The sequence below is a fragment of the Pseudomonas aylmerensis genome (genome assembly GCF_001702265.1).
Lineage (GTDB): Bacteria > Pseudomonadota > Gammaproteobacteria > Pseudomonadales > Pseudomonadaceae > Aquipseudomonas > Aquipseudomonas aylmerensis.
This window is the reverse complement of record NZ_MAUE01000003.1, coordinates 71,653-89,427: the sequence shown is the minus strand read 5'-3', so window position 1 is coordinate 89,427 and position 17,775 is coordinate 71,653. Positions and strand designations below refer to the sequence as shown.

The window sequence follows — 17,775 nt, the reverse complement described above, 5'->3', positions numbered from 1 at the left end:
CGTAGGCCGATTCCTAAATGAAATAAATCGCCCGAGTCACTAAACTCGCGCCCTTTTGCGCGTTTACACCCTAAGCGCCACGGATTCCGGCTGAACCATGACCCCGCTCACTCGCTTCACCCTGTTGCTGCCCGGCCTGCTCGCCCTGTGTGACACCGTCCGTGCAGACGACACTGCCCTGATCCTCGACCCCAGCGTCGTCACCGGTTCACGCAGCGCCAGCCCGACGTTCGACCTGCCGTACTCGGTGGACGGCATCAGCCGCGAGCAGATCAGCGACGGGCAATTGGGCATCAATGCCTCTGAAGCCCTGTCCCGCGTGCCTGGCCTGGTGGTGCAAAACCGCCAGAACTATGCGCAGGACCTGCAGATTTCTTCCCGCGGCTTCGGCGCGCGCTCGGCGTTCGGCGTGCGTGGCATCAAGCTGATTGCCGACGGCATTCCCGCCAGCACCCCGGACGGCCAGGGCCAGGCCGCAACCTTCAACCTCGACACCGCCGAACGCATCGAAGTGCTGCGCGGGCCTGCCGCCACGCTGTATGGCAGCAACGCCGGCGGCGTGATCCAGATGTTTTCCCGCGACGGTGAAGGCCCGCCGCGCATCGGCGCCGAAACCCTGGTGGGCAGCGACGGCCTGAACAAAAACCACTTGAGCGCCGAAGGCGCCGCCAATGGTGCGGGCTTCGTCCTCGACGCCTCGCGCATGGACACCAACGGTTATCGCGACCACAGCAGCGCGCGCCGCGACCAGACCTTCGCCAAGCTCAATTTCCAGCCCGATGACGACAGCAAGCTGGCGCTGATCTACAGCAGCCTGGAGCAGAACGGGACGCAGGACCCGCTGGGGCAGAAATGGCAGGCGTATAAGGCAGACCCTCGCTCCGTGGACCCCGCCGCGTTGCAGTACAACACGCGCAAAAGCATCGATCATCAGCAATTGGGGATGAATTACGAGCGCTACATCGGCGATGCGACGTTGCAGGTGAATGCGTATACGGGGCGCAGGAGTGTGATTCAGTATCTGTCGATCCCCAAAGGCACCCCGTCCAACGAACGCGGCGGCGGCGTGGTGCAATTCGACCGCAAGTTCTACGGCGGCAGCGTACGCTGGATGCAGCCCATCGACAGCGCGCCGGGTGAGCTGACGATCATCACCGGGCTGGACTTCGACCAGAGCGAAGACAGCCGCCACGGCTACCAGAACTACAGCGGCACCACCCTTGGCGTAAAGGGCCAGCTACGCCGCGATGAAATCGACACGGCGCGCAGCCTCGATCCCTACCTCCAGGCCAACTGGGCTCTCGACCGCTGGACCCTGCAAGCCGGCATCCGCCACAGCACCATGCAACTGGACGTCGACGATCAATTCCTGAGCAATGGCGACGCCAGCGGCAGCAAGACCTACCAGAAAAACACCCCGTCGATGAGCGTGATGTACGCGTTCACGCCCGAGTTGCACGGCTACGTCAGTGCAGGCAAAGGTTTCGAAACCCCTACCCAGGCAGAATTGGCCTACGCGCCAGGTAATGTCGAGGGCTTCAACTTCGGCCTGAAACCGTCCGAAAGTACCCAATATGAAGTGGGCCTGAAGGCCCAACTGAACGACACGCGGATCAACGCGGCGGTGTTCCAAATCACCACCGAGGACGAACTGGTAGTCGACCAGTCCCTGGGCGGGCGCACCAGCTACCAGAACGCCGGCCGCACCCTGCGGCGCGGTTTCGAACTGGGCATCGAAAGCCAGTTGGCCGAACACTGGAGCACCAGCCTTGCCTACACCCGCCTGCAAGCCACCTATGACAGCGACTTCATCGGCGGCGGCAAGCCCGTCGACAAAGGCAACTACCTCCCCGGCGTGCCGCAAACCACCCTGTTCGCCGAACTGAACTGGAAGCCACGGGACTGGGTCAGCACTGCCATCGAAGGCATGTACCGCAGCAAGGTCTACGTCGAAGACACCAACCAGCAACACGTCGCACCCGGCTACAGCGTGTTCAACTGGCGCGCCCGTTTCGAGCAGAAAGTCGAGCACTGGACCTTCCACCAGACCCTGCGCCTGGATAACCTGCTCGACCGCCAGTACGTCGGCTCGGTGATCGTCGGCGACGGCAATGGCCGCTACTACGAAGCAGCGCCCGGACGCTCCTGGTATGCGGGAGCCGGCGCGCAGTACCAGTTCTGATGCGCCCACCGAACTCAAGCAGCCTGCCCGCTGCGCCGAAAGCGTTTGCACGCCTTTTTCAGCAAGCAATGCCCATGAAGCGCATCGCGTCACGTGTGGGAAACGGCAACTATAAAACCCACATTATCCGGGTCAAGGCTGAATAACCCCGGCTAGCTGCGCTCCAGCACACGGCGACTGGCAAAGCTGAAGGTCAGCACCACAAAAATCAGCACGCCGGTCGCCACCTGCTGCCAGTAGAAATTCCAGCCGATCAGCAGCAGGCCGTTGGCGATCACGTTGATAAACAGCACCCCCAGCAAGGTGCCGGGGATATTCGCCCGGCCCTGTCGGCTCAACGTCGTGCCGATGAACACCGCGCCAATCGCATTGAGCAAAAACGCATTGCCGGACAGCGGCACGTAGGCGCTGACCGTCGAGCTGAGCAACACCCCCGCCACCCCGCAGGCCAACGCGGTGGCCAGCGCCACGACGGTCACGATGCGCCGCACCGACAACCCCGAGTAATACGCCAGCAGCGGCTGGGTGCCCTGGGCCAACAACTCACGGCCCAGGCGCCCGCGCGCAAGTGCCAGGCCGTAGAACAGTGCCAGCCCAAGGACGATCAGCAGCGGGATCAGGCCGGTCAGTTCGGGCTTCACGCCCTGGGCGATATAGATCGGCTGACCGCCGTCCGACAGCAACTGCTGGGCGCTGGTGCCAATAAACAACGTCCCCAGGGTCGCCAGGAAAGGGCTGATGCGCAGCCCGGCGATCAAGCCGGCATTGAACACCCCGACCAGCAACGCAGCGACCAGCGCCCCCGTGGCAGCTACCGCCCAGCCATGCCCACCATTGAGCAGCACGACGAAGCTGAAACTGGCGAAATCCAGCGCGGTGCCCACCGACAGGTCGATACCGCCGGCGGCCACGGCGTAAGTCATGCCGATGGCGACAATCGCCAGCAACACGAAGTTGTTCAGCAGCAGGCTGTGCAGGTTGCCGGCGCTCAGGAACCCTGGCGCCTGCACGGCGAACACCGCGACGATCAGCGCAAACACCAGCGGCAAGGTCAGCGGCAACAAGGCGCGCAGGTTCATGGGTGGACTCCTCGGTTCAAGGCGCTGGAGGCGGCGACCACCAGCAAGATCAACACGCCTTGCACACCATTGACCCAGAAGCTCGACACGTTGAGCAACTGGAAGCCATTGATCAGAAAACCGATCAACAGCGCAGCGAGCAAGGTGCCCGGGATACTCGCCACCAGTCGCCTGGAAAACACCACGCCAAGAAAAGCGATCGCCACCACCGACAGCAACATGTCGCCGGAACCGGTGGTACTGCCGCTGAAAAAAGCCGCCGAACACAGCGCGGCCACCGCGGCGCACAACCCCGACAGCAGGTAGCTCGAGAGCACGTAGGCCGGCACCCGGATCCCGGCTGCCTGCGCCGCCTGTGGGTATTCGCCGACCGCATGCAGGCGCAGCCCGTAGGCCGAATGCTGGATCAGCAAGGTCAGCACGCCCGCCGTCACCAGCAGCACCCACGCCAGTGCCGGCACCGCCAGCCAGGTGCCGCCGCTGAGCAGGTCGAGCAGCGGCGAGTCGGTAGAGACCACGGTGTTTTCCGTCAGCACCAGCTCCAACCCGGCCAGTACGTTCATGCTCGCCAGCGTCGCCAGCAACGGTGGCAAGCGCAGCAGCACCACCGCCAGGCCGTTCAGCACGCCGACCGCCAGGCCACAGCCCAGGGTCAACAGCACGCTGAGCCAAAGCTCCAGGCAGGCATTGTTGAGCCGGCTGAACACCGCCGCGCACAGCCCGAGATTGGCCGCCAACGACAGGTCGAGTCCGCCGGCCACCACATTCGAGCCGCCGCCGATAATCACGCAGGTCAGCCCGAAGGCCAGCACGCCGAGGATCGCCGACTGGCTGAACACATTGGCCAGGTTACCCACCGACAAAAAATTCGGTGCGGCCACGGCAAACCCCACCAGGATCGCCAGGAACACCCCTACCGAACCCCGGCGCAGCACCAGCACCCACACGCGTTGCGAGAACCCAGGCGTCACGACATCAAGCATGTTCGACCTCCCGCGCCGGCAGCGCTGCAGCGGGCACGGCCCCCGTCGCACAGGCCAGCAACTGATCGCTGTCAGCCTCGCCGGCATGGAATTCACCGGCGATCTCACCGCGATGCAGCACCACAATCCGATCACTGATACCGAGCAATTCCGGCAAGTCCGAAGACAGCACCAGCACCGCCGCGCCCGCTTCCACCAGACGTCCGATCAAGCGATAGATCTCCACTTTGGCGCCCACATCCACACCCACGCAGGGCTCATCCAGCAGGTACACGGCCGAGCGCCGACTCAGCCATTTACCCAACGCGACTTTTTGCTGGTTGCCGCCGCTCAGTTGGCTGACCGCCGCGTGTGGGCCGGGCGCCTTGATCGCCAGTTCATCGATCAAGCGCACGCTCTCCGCGTGCTCCTGGTGCCGACTCAACAGCCCCCAGCGACTGAACCTTCCCAGCCCCGCCAGCGTGAGGTTTTCCAGCACCGACAGCAGCGGCGAAATGCCCTGGCTCCGCCGCTCTTCCGGCACCAGGGCGATGCCCGCTGCAATCGCCTGGCCCGGCGAGCGCAGGCGCAACAGGCGCCCGTCCAGGTGCACGCTGCCGCTGTCGGCGCGCTCCACGCCGAACAAGGTCTTGAACAACTCTTTGGCACCTGAGCCGACCAGCCCGGTCAGCCCGAGGATTTCTCCGCGGCGCACCTGCAGGTCAATCTGCCGATAACGCCGCGCCAGGCTCAGCCCGCGCACCTGCAACAACGGCGGGCCCAATTCGACCTTGGCCTTGGGGTACATCTCCTGCACCTCGCGGTTGACCATCAGCCGCGCAATCTCGGCGCTGGAGGTGTGTCGTGGCTGCACCACCGCCACGTCGCGGCCATTGCGCAACACGGTGACTTCATCGCACAGGCTGTCGATTTCCTGCAGGTAATGGGAGATGTACAGAATCGACAACCCCTGGTCACGCAGACGCTTGACGATGCGCAGCAACTGGTCGACTTCACGCTTGACCAACGCCACGCTGGGCTCGTCGAATACGAGGATTTTCGGCTGGCGGATCAACGCCCGGGTAATTTGCAGCACTTGGCGCTCGGCGCTGTTCAGTTCGCCGACCAAGGCGCCGGCCGGCAGTTGCAGATCAAAATATTCGGCCAGCAAGCGTTCGGCCTCACGCTGCTGTCGGCGCCGATCCACGAACGGCCCGCGGCGCAATTCATGGCCGAAAAACAGCGCCTCGCCGACAGTGAAACTGGCCGGCAGCAGGCGCTCCTGATGGATGAACTGCACGCCCAGCGCATCCACCTGGCGCGGCGACAAGGAGGCATAGGATTGGCCGTCGATACTGATCTGTCCCGCATCAGCCTTGTGAAGGCCGGCAAGGATCTTGATCAAGGTCGACTTGCCCGCGCCGTTCTCGCCCACCAGCCCGTGAATGCTGCCACGCTCGACCTTCAGGCTCGCATCATCCAGCGCCTGGGTGGCACCGAAGCGTTTGCGCAAGTGCTGCAGGTGCAATGCCGCCATCAGTCACCCCGCAATTGCTGGACCTGCGCCAGGTTGGCGGCGGTGGTCAGCAGCGTGGGCACATGGGTTTCCTTGGGCAGGTCACGTTGGCCGGCCAGGTAACGCGCCACGTTCTGCACGGCGGTCTTGCCGATCAGCGCCGGCTGCTGCGCCACCACCGCGCCCACCGGCGAGTTCGCCTGGCCGAGCAGCGCCAGCACTTCGGGGGTGCCGTCGACGCCGTAGGTCTTGATCTCGGTGCGCTTGGCATCGATCAATGCCTTGCTCGCGCCCAGTTGCGGGATGTCCCACGCCGACCAGATCGCCGAGACGCTGCCCGCCGGGTATTTGTTGAGCAGTGCCGACACTTGGGAATAGGCGTCCTGCACGGTATTGGGGATCACATCGCGCAGTTCCGGCTGGATGATCTCCAGCTGTGGGTAATCCTTGAGCGCCAGCTTCAACTGGTCATAACGGATCGCGCACACCGGCACGCCGTAGAAACCATTGAACACCAGGATCTTGCCCTTGCCGCCAGCGTCCTTGATCAACTGATCGGCCAGCGCCTTGCCGGTGGCGACGTTGTCCGAGGTGGTGTTGTTGAGGCTGTATTGCGAGGGCGCATCGATGGTGAACAGCGGGATGCCGGCCTTGCTGATGCGCTTGAGCCAGGGGTCGATCACGCTGAGGGTACCGAGGGTCTGGATCACCGCGTCCGGCTTCTGGGTGACCACGGTCTGCAGCTGCGTCACCAGGTTTTTGTCGTTACGCCCGGCATCCAGGGTGATCGGTGTACCGCCCAGGCGCTTGATCTCATCGACCTGCGCCTGGAACGCCTTGATATCGAAATAGTGACTGGTGCCGGTCATGCTCACCGCAATGCGCTTGCCGGCCAGGGACGGCACGGCATCATCACCTTCTGCAGCATGGGCCACGCCACTCAGCAGCAGGACGGCGCCAAGGTAGATTAAACGGGAAAGCGAGGAAAGGCTGGAAGGCATACAGGGCTCCGCTGCAAACGGTGAAAGGGTTCACCAGGTGCTATTGCAGAGCCCGTGCCAGGATTTTTAATGAGTTAAATCAGCAAGATAAAAACCCAAAGCGAAAGTGTGATGTCGTTCTTGAACACAACTGCCCAATCGCTGTTGCCCACGCAACACCTGCCACGGGGTGTTCGCCCCCAGCTTGCGCATTTCGACTAAAGCGCCTGCGTTGACACGCTGGAATCGCAAGCATAGAACCTGGCGCAAAGGGACTGGGGGATCCCGGTCGGCGCTCTAGCCTCGGTGAGTTTCATCGGGGCTTTTCGCTTGCTGGAATGCGGAATTGCCTGAAACGAATTTTATCTGCCCCCCCATGCGAATGTGGGAGCGGGCTTGCCCGCGAAGGCGACCTGACAGTCGACCAGCATGTTGGATCAGACTGAGTACCTATCCCTTTCTGCGGCAACGGCGGCTACGGGTGCCGCTCTTGCAGCGGGTCACTTTCGAGAAGCGCGAAAGCAACCAAAGCGCTCTTGCCCCTACGCTCGGTGTGCCCGTCATCCGACATGGATTTGGCGGGCCGCCCTCGCCGGCAAGCCGGCGCCTACAGTTTGGGCAGTCGCTGATCGATCAGTTGGTACAACGCGCTGCTCTGCGGCCAGTTGCGCATGAACCGCGCGCGGTCCCTGGAATACGCCGGGGTGAAGCTCGCGATTGAGCTGTGTTGGCACATGGCGTCGAGGTCGATCAGCGACCAGCGGTCCTTGTCCCAGAACAGGTTATGACCCTTGAAGTCACCATGGCTGATGCGTTCGCGGATCAGCTCGGCGAACAGCTGATCCAGCGCCTGCAGTTCGTTTTCCGGCGCCTCGCCGTTTTCAACGTACGGCGCGAAGCGCTCGATGATGTCCGGACCCGGCAGGTATTCGGTGACCAGGTATGCGCGGCTGCGCAGCCAGAGAAAACGCTTTTCCAGCACGGCCAGCGGCTTGGGCGTGGCGATGCCGAGGAAGGCCAGGCGGTTGCCTTCGCGCCAGGAATGCCAGGCGCGACTGGGGCGCCAGAAGCGCTTGAGCCAGTGGGCAAAACCCTTGATGTTGTAGCGCTTGATCACCAGCGGCCGACCGGCCACCTCGACCTTGGCCACGCTGGCGGCCCCGCCGGTCTTGTACAGGTGGCCCTGGTCGAGCAATGCATCCGCCTGCTCCAGTACCGAGAGCATCGCCGGCTCTTCCTCGCGACGAATCGCGCGCAAGGCGAAGGCCCCTCGCACCACGCTGAACAGCGTGCATTCGCGGCCGACCTTGTGCAGAAAGTCTTTCAGGCGCCAGGCACTGACCTTGCGCACCTGTTTCTCCAAGGCTTCCAGCGGCAGGGCGTGCTCGCTGTTGCCCAGCAGGTAGTACACCAGCAGTTCTTCGGTAAACGGCTCGAGATTTTTTGGCAACTGGGCGAAAAACACCCCGAGGTTTTCCAGCACACGGTTTCGTGACAGCGGCTTACCGGCTTCTTCGACGCGAATCCCGGCGCCATCGATCAGGTACAGCTTGCCGTCCTGGCGCAGCAGGTTGTCCAGGTGCAGGTCTTCCTGCCACAGCCCTTTGGCGTGCATCTGCGCGACCGCACCCAGCGCCTCGGCCAGCACCGCTGTCTGCTCGTCGGCCAACGGCGGCAGGCCTTCGACGGCGTGCCAGGCATCAGCCAGACTCTCAGCGCCCTCGATAAATTCGAACAGCAGCCAACCGCCCTCGCCTTCCTGCAAGCCATCGGCGAGCAGCAACGGGGTGGTCAGGCCTTGCTCGGCGAGCAGCCGCACGCCGCGCAGCTCACGCTGAAAATGCCGCGCCGCCTTGCTACCCACCAACAACTTGGCCAGCACCGGACGCCCGCGCCACACCGCCGCGCCCACGTAGCGCTCGCCTGGCAACACGCGCAACAGGCTCAGCAGTTGCAACTGGCCGGGGCCGGCGGCATCGGCAAGATCCAGAGTGAGGGGCAGGCTCGGTGTGCGGCCGGCGTTTTTCAGCTCGGACAGACGCATCAGCGGTTCTCCTTGTGGCTACGCCGTTTCGTCAGGCGCTGCAGCCAGGTGCCGACCAATGCACTGCCCTCAGGTTGATCGAGGTAGGCCGCCAGCAAACGGCGCACCTGCGCATCCGACCATTGCGGCGCACGGCGCAACAACGGCTCCAGGTCCTTGACCCGGTCACGCCAGCCGAACAGCAGCGGGCGGGTTTTCTCCAGATCGATCAACTGCGCGGCATAACCGTCACCGGTGGCCTGCAGGAAAATATGCTTGGGGTAGAAACAGCCATGCACCTGGCCAACGCTGTGCAGCCGGCGCGCCAACAGGCCGCAGGCCAACAGGATCGCGTGGTGCTGGGCGTCGCTCAGGTGCGCCCACTGCTCCAGCAGCGAGTCCAGGTCATTCCAGCCGTCCAGGGCGCGGGTCAGCAGCATCGCGCGGTGTTCGCCGGCGACCTTGCGCTCGCCATAGAACGCCGCCTGCAACGCCGGGATACCGAGCTTGCGGTAACGGCTGATATTGCGAAATTCGCGCGAGAAACTGGGCTCGCCCAACGGCCGGTGCAAGCTGCGCGTGAGGTAGTTGCTCTGGCGCTTGAGGTAATAGCCGTGGCCGTCCAGCTCCAGGCGAAACACACTGCTCCAGCCGCCACGGCTGGTGTTCGGCTCGTCCACCGCGTCCAGTTGCTTGGCCCACAGCGCGTCGAATGTCGCGAGGCCGTGGCGCTCCAACAGGGCGCGGTCTTCGGCCGCCAGGAAATCACTCATTCGCGTCCCTCGAAAAACTTCACCACGTGGCGAATACGCTGTTTGTCCGATGCACTCAGGTGCCGGCGCTGACGGTACTGCATGTAGAAACGCAGGCGCTGGGTGGCTGACAGGTGATACTTGGCCACCTTGTCCAGGCACGCCAGGTCCTTGGTGATGCGGTACTTGAGCCAGAAGCCGCGCCAGAAATCGCCATTGGGGCAGTCGATCAGGTACAGGGTCGACTGGTCGTCGATCAGCAGGTTGCGCCACTTCAAATCGTTATGGGTAAACCGATGGTCGTGCATGGTTCGCGTGTATTCAGCGAGCTGGCGGCTGACCGCGTCGACCCATTTGGGGTCGCGCAGGCGCGCATCGTTACGCTCGGCCAGCACCGAGAGGTCTTCGGTCCTCGGCAATTCGCGGGTGATCATCGCCCCACGGTCGTAGGCCAGCCCCTTGCGCGCGAGGCCCCAGGCGACCACGTCGGCGGTGGGGATGCCCCACTTGGCGAAGCGCTTGAGGTTCTGCCATTCGGACTTCACGCGCGGCTTGCCCAGGTAGCGCCGCAAACCCTTGCCGGCGCCGGTGTAGCGCTTGACGTAGTAATTGACCCCGCCGCGCTCCACGCGGATCACTTCCGACAAGGGATCGCGGGTCAGGCGTTCGCCTTGCAGGGCGAACACCGCGTCGAGGCTTCCAAAATCATCCGCCAGGTGGGCGTAGGCAGGTTCCAGGTTCCAACCCGCCATCAGATCGCATCCCCATAACGTTGCTTGCGCGCGTACAGCTTGTCGGCCTTACGCTGCATCAGGCTCAACGATGCCGATTGCTCCGCCAGGATCTGGCGCAGCGGCTGGCGGAAGTAGCCCTTGAGGAAGCGCAGTTTGTCGCGGCGCGTCAGGCCGATGTCCAGCGCCGAGTAGTACAGCGCGGACAAGTCCTTGTCGCGCCAGCGCAGCGGCAGATGGGCACGCAACTGGGCGCGGTGCAGGTCGATCACCGAGAGCTTGATGTTGTTCGCGTCGATGGGCCTGGAAGTGTCCAGCAAGAAGTGGCAGAGGTAGCAGTCACGGTGATTGACGCCACCACGGTGCATGTCGCCCACCATGCGTGCCAGTTCGTGTGTGAGCGCATGGCGCAGCGCGGGGGCAGGCGGTTCGGCGACCCAGTTGATGCTGAGGTCTTCGAGGCTGAGGGTCGGCGCCAGTTCTTCGGTGATGATGAACGAGTGCTGGTCCGCCGGGTTGCTGCCCTTTTCACCGAAGGCCACGCCGGTCATGGTCGGCACGCCGAGTTCCTGCAAGCGATGAATCGCCGCCCACTCAAGGCCGGCGCCGAGCACCGGAAGCTTGGCGGTGATCAGGTTCTTGAAGATTTCACCCCAGCCGATACCCCGGTGGATTTTGACGAAATACGGACGGCCCTCCACCTCTGTGCGCAAGGTGCGACGTGCCGCCAGTTCACGGAATACCTGGCCTTGCAGTTGCTCGACTTCGGCGAAGGCATCGCGCCCGGCCCATAAAGTCTTGAACGGTTCGGCAAGAATCAACTTCATCGTTTTGGCTCCGCCAGAATCACATCCGCAGCGTGCTGCGGCATGCTGTAGAGGTCGGCCGTCTCGGCGAAGGCCAACCCATTGCGGCCCCAGGCCGCGCGCTGTGCAGTGTCGGTGAGCATGCGAGCCAGGTACTGGTTGAGCTGGCTCTGTTCGAACGGCTCATCCAGCACCAGGCCACTGTCGGCTTCGGCGATGTAGTGGGCGTAACCACACACGGCCGAGACCAGCACCGGCAACCCGGCCACCAGGGCTTCGAGCAATACGGTGCCGGTGTTTTCGTTGTACGCCGGGTGGATCAACACATCGGCGCCCAGCAGGAAACGCGGGATATCACTGCGGCCCTTGAGGAACTGCACATTGTCGCCCAGGCCCAGGGTCGCGCTTTGCAGCTGGAATACCTTGGGGTCGTCCTGGCCGATTACAAACAGGCGCGTGCGTTTTTTCAGTTCCGTCGGCAGCGCGGCCACGGCTTTCAAGCTGCGATCGACGCCTTTGGTCTTGAAGCCGGAGCCGATTTGCACCAGCAGCAAATCGTCGTCGGCCAGGTTGAATTCCTGGCGGAAACCCTGGCGAATCTCGGCCGCATTCGGCGGCGCGCGACGGTCCTGGGCAATGCCTGGCGGCAGCAGGTGAAAGCGTTGCAGCGGCGTGTCGTAATGCTTGATGAACAACGGCTGCTGCACTTCGGAGATCATCAGGATCTCGGTCTTGGCATCCTTGGCGAACACCGCGCGCTCGTACTCGGCAAAGTGGCGATAGCGACCAAAATTGCGGTACAGCGAATGGCGCAGGTTTTGCGCCTTGTCTTCGAAGCAGCCATCGGCGGCGTAGTACACGTCCAGGCCAGGCATCTTGTTGAATCCGATCAGGCGGTCGACCGGGCGCTTGGCCAGGTCCTCGGCCATCCAGGCGCTGAGTTTTTCGTTGCGCCGATGGTTGAAGAATGCCTTGACCGGCGCCACCAGCACTTCGAAGCCCGGCGGGATGTCACCTTCCCAGATCAGCGTGTAGACACGAATCTGATGGCCGCGCTGCTGGCACTCCAGGGCGATGCGCATGAAGTCACGCTGCAGGCCGCCGAAGGGGAAGTATTTGTACAGAACAAAAGCCAGTTGCATCAGTGCAGTTCCTCAGCCAGTAACAACGTGCTCAGCCGGCTCGCCACACGCTCAGGGTTCAGGCGCGTGAAGCACAGGGGCGACTCGCGCTTGATGTCGAACCGACGCAGGTCATCCGCCGTCGGTTGATAGGTACAGTTCTTTTGCAGGCACGGTGCGCATGACCAATCGCTGGCCAGGTGAATCTGGCCCTTGCCGTAGGCGCCGGTCAGGCCGGGATTGGTCGGGCCGAACAGGGAAATGGTCGGCACATCCAGCGCCGCCGCCAAGTGGCCAAGGCCGGTGTCCACCGCCACACAGGCGCGGGCACCGGCCAATACGCGGGCGACGCCGGCCAGGTTCAACTTGGGCAGGACCTCGGCATTCGGCAGGCCCTGGGCCAGGCGCTCGGCCCGGGCCTTTTCGACCGGGTTGCCCCACGGCAACTTCACGTCCACCCCCAGGCGGCCCATGCGTTCGGCCAGCTCGCGCCAGTAGGCTTCGGGCCAGTGCTTGGTGTCCCAGGTGGTGCCGTGCAGCAGCAGCACGAAGGGCTTTTTCGGCGGCAGGCCGAGCAACTTGTCGACGCTCAGGCCATAGTCGCCCAGGCCTTTGGGCAAGTCATAACCGAGTGCCACGGCAAACAGCTGGCGCAAACGCTCCACCGCATGCTGCCCACGGGCCACGGCCAGGCGGCGCGAATAGAAGCGCGCGGCGATTGGCTCACGGGCCGACTGCTGGTCAAAACCCGCCACCGGGGCCCGCACGTAACGGGTCAACCAGGCACTTTTGAGCAGACCCTGGGCATCGATTACCAGGTCATATTTGGTCGACTGAATGCGCTGCTTGAAGCGTCGCCACTCGCCACTCTTGAAGGTCTGCCAAAGGTTCTTGCGCCAGCGGCGGATCGCCACCGGGATCACCTTGTCCACCGCCGGGTGCCAGGTGGGGATTTCGGCAAAGCCTTCTTCCACCACCCAGTCGAATTGAATGCCCGGGATCGCCCGCGCGGCGTCGGTAAGTGCCGGCAACGCGTGGATCACGTCGCCCAGGGATGAGGTCTTGATTACCAGTACGCGCAAACTATCGGACCTCGACCGCAGAGCCCTGCAACCGCTGCAAGGCTTCGTTCACCGGCTGCGGCAGCAATTGGCGCATGCAGTTGTAATGGCCGAAACGGCAGGTGCGATCAAAACAGGGGCTGCAATCGAGTCCCAGGCGCACCACTTCGACCTGGTCGGCCAACGGCGGAGTGAAGCCCGGCGAGGTGGAGCCGTAGACCGCCACCAGCGGGCGGTTCAGTGCAGCCGCCACGTGCATCAGGCCGGAGTCGTTGGACACCACCGAGTCGGCGCAGGACAGCAAGTCGATGGCCTCGGCCAGTGACGTATCGCCACTGAGGTTCACGGCTTCTTCGCGCAGGCCGGGAATCAGGCGCTGGCGAATGTCCTCGCCGACCGGGTGATCCTTTTTCGATCCAAACAGCCACACCTGCCAACCTTCGCGGATCTTGGTCTCGGCGACTTTGGCGTAATGCTCCGACGGCCAGCGCTTGGACTCGCCAAACTCAGCACCCGGGCACAGCGCCAGCACCGGGCGATCGAGTTGCAGGCCGAACTTGGCCAGCGCTGCATCGCGGGTGACTGGGTCGATCTGCAGGCTCGGGCGCGGGTACGGCGTCGGCAATTCGGCGCCGGGGGCGTAGGCCAACGCCATGAAACGCTCGATCATCAGCGGGTAACGCGCCTTGTCGAGCTTGCGCACGTCATTGAGCAGGCCGTAGCGAAACTCGCCACGCCAGCCGGTGCGCTTGGGAATACCGGCGAAAAACGGCACAAGCGCCGACTTCATCGAGTTGGGCAGCAGGATCGCCTGGTCGTACTGGCCGGCCAGGGATTTGCCGATACGCCGGCGGGTCGCCAGTTCCAGGGCACCGTGGCCGAGCGGAAAGCTCAAGGCCTTGCGCACTTCGGGCATGCGCTCGAGGATCGGCCGGCTCCACTCAGGGGCAAGCACGTCGATCTGGCAGTCCGGATAGCGCTGGCGCAGGCACTGGAACAGTGTCTGTGCCATCACCATGTCACCGACCCAACTGGGCCCAACGATCAGAATATTCATGTAGTTTCCACAAACGATGCGGGGAGGCTTATGCCTCCCCGCCTCGAAAATTACTGTAGGTCACGGTTGGCCCGGTAACAGCTTTGTGCGGGAGCGGGCTTGCTCGCAAAAGCGATCTGTCAGCCGCCACATCGAGTGACTGAACTACCGCTTTCGCGAGCAAGCCCGCTCCCACCTTTATTCGAGCTTCAGCTTAACCCCAGTTCCTGCCAGATTCGCATCACCTGGCGCCGTTCGTCGGCGAACTGATCCCCGGCTACCGTACCAGCCTCATTCTGCAGGGCCTGGCGGTGCGCGGCGGAGCGGTAGGCTTTATACACCTCGCGCAGCAGATGAGCATCGGCGGCGGGCATCAACCCCACCTGCTCCAGGCCTTCCAGAATGCGGATATTGTCGGTATAGCGCAGCAACGATGGATGCTGCGCAGACCACGCCAAAGCCGCGTATTGCACCATAAATTCAATATCGACGATACCTCCGGCGTCCTGCTTGAGGTCGAACAGCGCCGTGGCTTCGAAGGCATTGGCGCCGGTGCCGGCCGCCGTGCCCTTGGTACCCAGGTTGTCACGCATCTTGGCGCGCATCTCGCTGACCTCCTGGCGCAGCTTCGCCAGATCGCGCTCACGCCCCAGTACCTTGGCCCGGACCTGCTCGAACGCCTGGCCCACATCCTGGCTGCCGACCAGCACGCGCGCGCGGATCAGGGCCTGATGTTCCCAGGTCCAGGCTTCATTTTGTTGATAGCGATCAAACGCGCCGAGCGAACTGACCAACAGCCCGGACGCGCCCGAAGGTCGCAGGCGCATGTCCACCTCATACAGCTGGCCGGAGTTGGTCTGGGTGGTCAGCAGATGGATGATCCGCTGGCCCAGGCGCGTGAAGAACTGCGCGCCATCAATCGGCTTGGCGCCGTCAGTCTCGGCCTGCGGGTCGCCATCGTGGATAAACACCAGGTCCAGGTCCGAACCATGCCCCAGTTCGATGCCGCCGACTTTCCCATAACCGACAATGATGAACCCGGGATCGCACAAGGTGCCGTCCAGCCGTTGCGGCGAGCCGTGGCGCGCCACGGTCTGGCGCCAGGCCAGGGCCAGTACCTGTTCGAGGATGGCTTCGGCGAGCCAGGTCAAGTAGTCGCTGACTTTCATCAACGGCAGGCTGCCGGCGATTTCCGAGGCCGCCACGCGCAGGCGGTGAGCCAGCTTGAAGTGCCGCAGGGCCTCCATCTGCTGCTCCAGGTCATCCTCGGGGATCCGCGTGAGCCGCTCGCGCAACTCGGCGGCAAGTTCCGGCGCCAATGGCGGCTTGAACAGGCGGCCTTCGTTGAGCAACTCGTCGAGCAGCAGCGGGAAACGCGTGATCTGCTCGGCAATCCACGGGCTGGCGGCGCACAGGGTCAGCAGGCGGCGCAGGGCGTCGGGATTTTCCGTGAGCAGCACCAGATAGGCAGAGCGCCGCGCGACGGCCTCCACCAGCGGCAATACACGTTCGAGCACCAGGTCCGGGTTGGCGTGTTCGACGGCCTGGGCCAGCAGGCGCGGGATAAACGCGTCCAATCGCTCGCGACCGAGGCGCTGCATGGCGCGCAATTGCGGGCTGCTGCGCAGGCCGGCCAAGGCCTTGAGGGCCTTGGGCGCGTCAGTGAAGCCGCCCTCCGCGAGCTGGCGACACGCAGCCTCTTCGTCCTGGGACTCTTCCCACAGCGGCAACCACTCTCCGCCCACGACCAGTTCGCCCTCTTCGCCCTCTTCTTCATCCGGATCCGCGATGACCTGGCGGAAATGCCAATCCACCCGGCCACGCCAGTACATCAGGCGCTCATGGAACGCGGACCAGTCGGCAAAACCGAGCATAAAGGCAATGCGCGCCTGGTCCTCCGGGCTGTCCGGGAGCATTTGCGTCTGGCGATCGGCAATCGCCTGGATCGCGTGCTCGGTGTAGCGCAGGAATTCATAGCCGTTGCGCAACTCGGCGATCACCGCCGGCGGCAGGTAGCCCTGGCCTTCGAGGGTGCCGAGCACTTTGAGCAGCGGCCGCTGCTGCAGGCTGAGGTCGCGACCACCGTGGATCAACTGGAAGGCCTGGGCGATGAACTCCACCTCGCGGATGCCACCCGAGCCCAGCTTGATGTTTTCGGCCATGCCCTTGCGCCGCACTTCCTGCTGGATCAACTGCTTCATGGTGCGCAGCGCTTCGATGGCGGAAAAGTCCAGGTAACGGCGGTACACGAAGGGGCGCAGCATATCGAGCAACTGCGCACCGGCGACCTGGTCGCCGGCGACCACACGCGCCTTGATCATGGCGTAGCGTTCCCAGTCGCGCCCCTGGTCCTGGTAGTACTGCTCCAGCGCGTTGAAGCTGAGCACCAGGGCGCCAGCCGAGCCGTAGGGGCGCAGGCGCATGTCGACACGGAACACGAAGCCGTCGACGGTCATCGGATCGAGGGCCTTGATCAATTTTTGACCAAGGCGAATGAAGAACTCCTGATTATCCAGGGAACGCTTGACGCCCACCGTCTCCCCGCCCTCGGGGTAGGCGAAGATCAGGTCGATATCCGACGACAGGTTCAGCTCCACCGCACCGAGCTTGCCCATGCCGAGGATCACCATGTGCTGGGCTTCGCCGCTGCGCCGGCCAGTCGGCGTGCCGAACTGCACGCAATGGCGCTGGTACAGCCACTGGTAGGCCTGGTCGATGCTGGCGTCGGCCATGTCGGAGAGGTCTCGGCAGGTTTGCACCAGGTCCGCCTGGCGGGTCAGGTCGCGCCAGATGATGCGCACTTGCTGGCGCGTGCGCTGGCGGCGCAGCACGCGGCCCAGCTCATCTTCTGTTTCGGCCTGTTGCACGGCGCCGGCGATCTGGCCGCACAGCTCGCCCGGCGCAAAGCCGCGGTCCAGCTCGCCCCAGGCCACCAGCTCGAGCAACATCAAAGGGTCACGCACACTCTGTTCAATCACGAAATCACTGGCGGCGCACACGCGGGCGAAGTCGGCCCACCGTTGCGGCGTCCACGCAGAAAGGCCATGATCGTCGTCCAGCGCGGCCACTGCGTCACGAAATGACTGCTCGGCCCGGCTGGCGTAAGGCAAGAGAATGGCGGGTAATTCGGCCAGTGTTGGCAGGCTCATGGTCTATCCTTGATCGGCGCGTAAATGGCTTGTAGCTGTGAACGCAAGAACCACGCTCGATGAAGGACTGTCGAACAAAAGTTAGAAATAGCTGAAAAATCATTAATTTTGGCAGGCAACATTAAACTTCTACCTTTTCTTGTTCGCAAAAGATCAACAATAACGATTATGCTCACCAGCCAGACCGAGCAATCCGCTCAGTCTTGTGTAGTTTTACTACTCGTATATACATTCGAAAGGCTGAAATGGCCGACGATTTGTAGTAAAACTACAGGACGCCGAAGCAACCTTCGGCCATCCAAGAATTTATGTCGTCTGCCCACAAGGCCAGTCGCAAACTTCAGGCAACCGATTCTGGTAGCCTTTCCGCCCTGGAG

Annotated in this window: 13 protein-coding genes; 1 reads left to right on the top strand and 12 read right to left on the bottom strand. The window is 63.4% G+C overall.

Annotated elements, in window-relative coordinates; all coding sequences use genetic code 11:
• Positions 1–97: 97 nt before the first annotated feature.
• Positions 98–2,182, top strand: coding sequence for a TonB-dependent receptor family protein (locus tag BBG20_RS02770; protein WP_065900042.1), 2,085 nt, complete (start codon positions 98–100; stop codon positions 2,180–2,182).
• 152 nt (positions 2,183–2,334) lie between these two features.
• On the opposite strand, the gene BBG20_RS02765 is transcribed toward BBG20_RS02770, so the two are convergent.
• From BBG20_RS02765 to glnE, 12 genes are all read right to left on the bottom strand, one after another.
• Positions 2,335–3,261: an ABC transporter permease gene (locus tag BBG20_RS02765; RefSeq protein WP_065900040.1), complete on the bottom strand. Its 927-nt coding sequence runs from the start codon at positions 3,259–3,261 to the stop codon at positions 2,335–2,337.
• Entirely contained in the window at positions 3,258–4,244 is a 987-nt protein-coding gene (locus BBG20_RS02760; RefSeq protein WP_065900038.1) for an ABC transporter permease, read from the bottom strand. Before BBG20_RS02760 ends, BBG20_RS02765 begins: the two co-directional genes overlap by 4 nt.
• Complete coding sequence (locus tag BBG20_RS02755) at positions 4,237–5,760, bottom strand: sugar ABC transporter ATP-binding protein (protein WP_065900036.1); 1,524 nt, start codon at positions 5,758–5,760, stop codon at positions 4,237–4,239. The genes BBG20_RS02760 and BBG20_RS02755 overlap by 8 nt, the downstream gene beginning before the upstream one ends.
• The gene (locus BBG20_RS02750) at positions 5,760–6,740 is read right to left on the bottom strand and encodes a sugar ABC transporter substrate-binding protein (RefSeq protein WP_065900033.1); all 981 of its coding nucleotides are present in this window, start codon (positions 6,738–6,740) and stop codon (positions 5,760–5,762) included. The genes BBG20_RS02755 and BBG20_RS02750 overlap by 1 nt, the downstream gene beginning before the upstream one ends.
• A 586-nt stretch (positions 6,741–7,326) precedes the next feature.
• Entirely contained in the window at positions 7,327–8,763 is a 1,437-nt protein-coding gene (locus BBG20_RS02745) for a lipopolysaccharide kinase InaA family protein (protein ID WP_065900032.1), read from the bottom strand.
• A complete protein-coding gene (locus BBG20_RS02740) occupies positions 8,763–9,515 on the bottom strand; it encodes a lipopolysaccharide kinase InaA family protein (protein WP_065900031.1) in 753 nt (250 codons plus the stop codon). Before BBG20_RS02740 ends, BBG20_RS02745 begins: the two co-directional genes overlap by 1 nt.
• Entirely contained in the window at positions 9,512–10,246 is a 735-nt protein-coding gene (locus tag BBG20_RS02735; protein WP_065900030.1) for a lipopolysaccharide kinase InaA family protein, read from the bottom strand. The genes BBG20_RS02740 and BBG20_RS02735 overlap by 4 nt, the downstream gene beginning before the upstream one ends.
• Positions 10,246–11,052 (bottom strand): lipopolysaccharide core heptose(I) kinase RfaP, encoded by an 807-nt coding sequence (rfaP, locus tag BBG20_RS02730; protein WP_065900029.1) that lies wholly within the window; start codon positions 11,050–11,052, stop codon positions 10,246–10,248. Before rfaP ends, BBG20_RS02735 begins: the two co-directional genes overlap by 1 nt.
• Positions 11,049–12,173 carry a glycosyltransferase family 4 protein gene (locus BBG20_RS02725; RefSeq protein WP_065900028.1) on the bottom strand — a complete coding sequence of 375 codons (1,125 nt, stop codon included), beginning with the start codon at positions 12,171–12,173 and terminating at the stop codon, positions 11,049–11,051. Before BBG20_RS02725 ends, rfaP begins: the two co-directional genes overlap by 4 nt.
• Complete coding sequence (gene waaC / locus BBG20_RS02720; protein WP_065900026.1) at positions 12,173–13,234, bottom strand: lipopolysaccharide heptosyltransferase I; 1,062 nt, start codon at positions 13,232–13,234, stop codon at positions 12,173–12,175. Before waaC ends, BBG20_RS02725 begins: the two co-directional genes overlap by 1 nt.
• Before the next feature lies 1 nt (position 13,235).
• Positions 13,236–14,270, bottom strand: a complete 1,035-nt coding sequence (gene waaF, locus BBG20_RS02715) for a lipopolysaccharide heptosyltransferase II (protein ID WP_065900023.1) — start codon at positions 14,268–14,270, stop codon at positions 13,236–13,238.
• Between the two features lie 188 nt (positions 14,271–14,458).
• Positions 14,459–17,398: a bifunctional [glutamate--ammonia ligase]-adenylyl-L-tyrosine phosphorylase/[glutamate--ammonia-ligase] adenylyltransferase gene (gene glnE / locus BBG20_RS02710; protein ID WP_065900021.1), complete on the bottom strand. Its 2,940-nt coding sequence runs from the start codon at positions 17,396–17,398 to the stop codon at positions 14,459–14,461.
• Positions 17,399–17,775 lie beyond the last annotated feature (377 nt).

Excerpts from the sequence above, each read along its gene's own strand:
- glnE (WP_065900021.1), bottom strand. The coding sequence starts at position 17,398 with ATGAGCCTGCCAACACTGGCCGAATTACCCGCCATTCTCTTGCCTTAC.
- BBG20_RS02750 (WP_065900033.1), bottom strand. The coding sequence starts at position 6,740 with ATGCCTTCCAGCCTTTCCTCGCTTTCCCGTTTAATCTACCTTGGCGCC.
- BBG20_RS02770 (WP_065900042.1), top strand. The coding sequence starts at position 98 with ATGACCCCGCTCACTCGCTTCACCCTGTTGCTGCCCGGCCTGCTCGCC.
- BBG20_RS02740 (WP_065900031.1), bottom strand. The coding sequence starts at position 9,515 with ATGAGTGATTTCCTGGCGGCCGAAGACCGCGCCCTGTTGGAGCGCCAC.
- BBG20_RS02735 (WP_065900030.1), bottom strand. The coding sequence starts at position 10,246 with ATGGCGGGTTGGAACCTGGAACCTGCCTACGCCCACCTGGCGGATGAT.
- BBG20_RS02725 (WP_065900028.1), bottom strand. The coding sequence starts at position 12,173 with ATGCAACTGGCTTTTGTTCTGTACAAATACTTCCCCTTCGGCGGCCTG.
- BBG20_RS02765 (WP_065900040.1), bottom strand. The coding sequence starts at position 3,261 with ATGAACCTGCGCGCCTTGTTGCCGCTGACCTTGCCGCTGGTGTTTGCG.
- BBG20_RS02760 (WP_065900038.1), bottom strand. The coding sequence starts at position 4,244 with ATGCTTGATGTCGTGACGCCTGGGTTCTCGCAACGCGTGTGGGTGCTG.
- BBG20_RS02755 (WP_065900036.1), bottom strand. The coding sequence starts at position 5,760 with ATGGCGGCATTGCACCTGCAGCACTTGCGCAAACGCTTCGGTGCCACC.
- waaF (WP_065900023.1), bottom strand. The coding sequence starts at position 14,270 with ATGAATATTCTGATCGTTGGGCCCAGTTGGGTCGGTGACATGGTGATG.
- rfaP (WP_065900029.1), bottom strand. The coding sequence starts at position 11,052 with ATGAAGTTGATTCTTGCCGAACCGTTCAAGACTTTATGGGCCGGGCGC.
- BBG20_RS02745 (WP_065900032.1), bottom strand. The coding sequence starts at position 8,763 with ATGCGTCTGTCCGAGCTGAAAAACGCCGGCCGCACACCGAGCCTGCCC.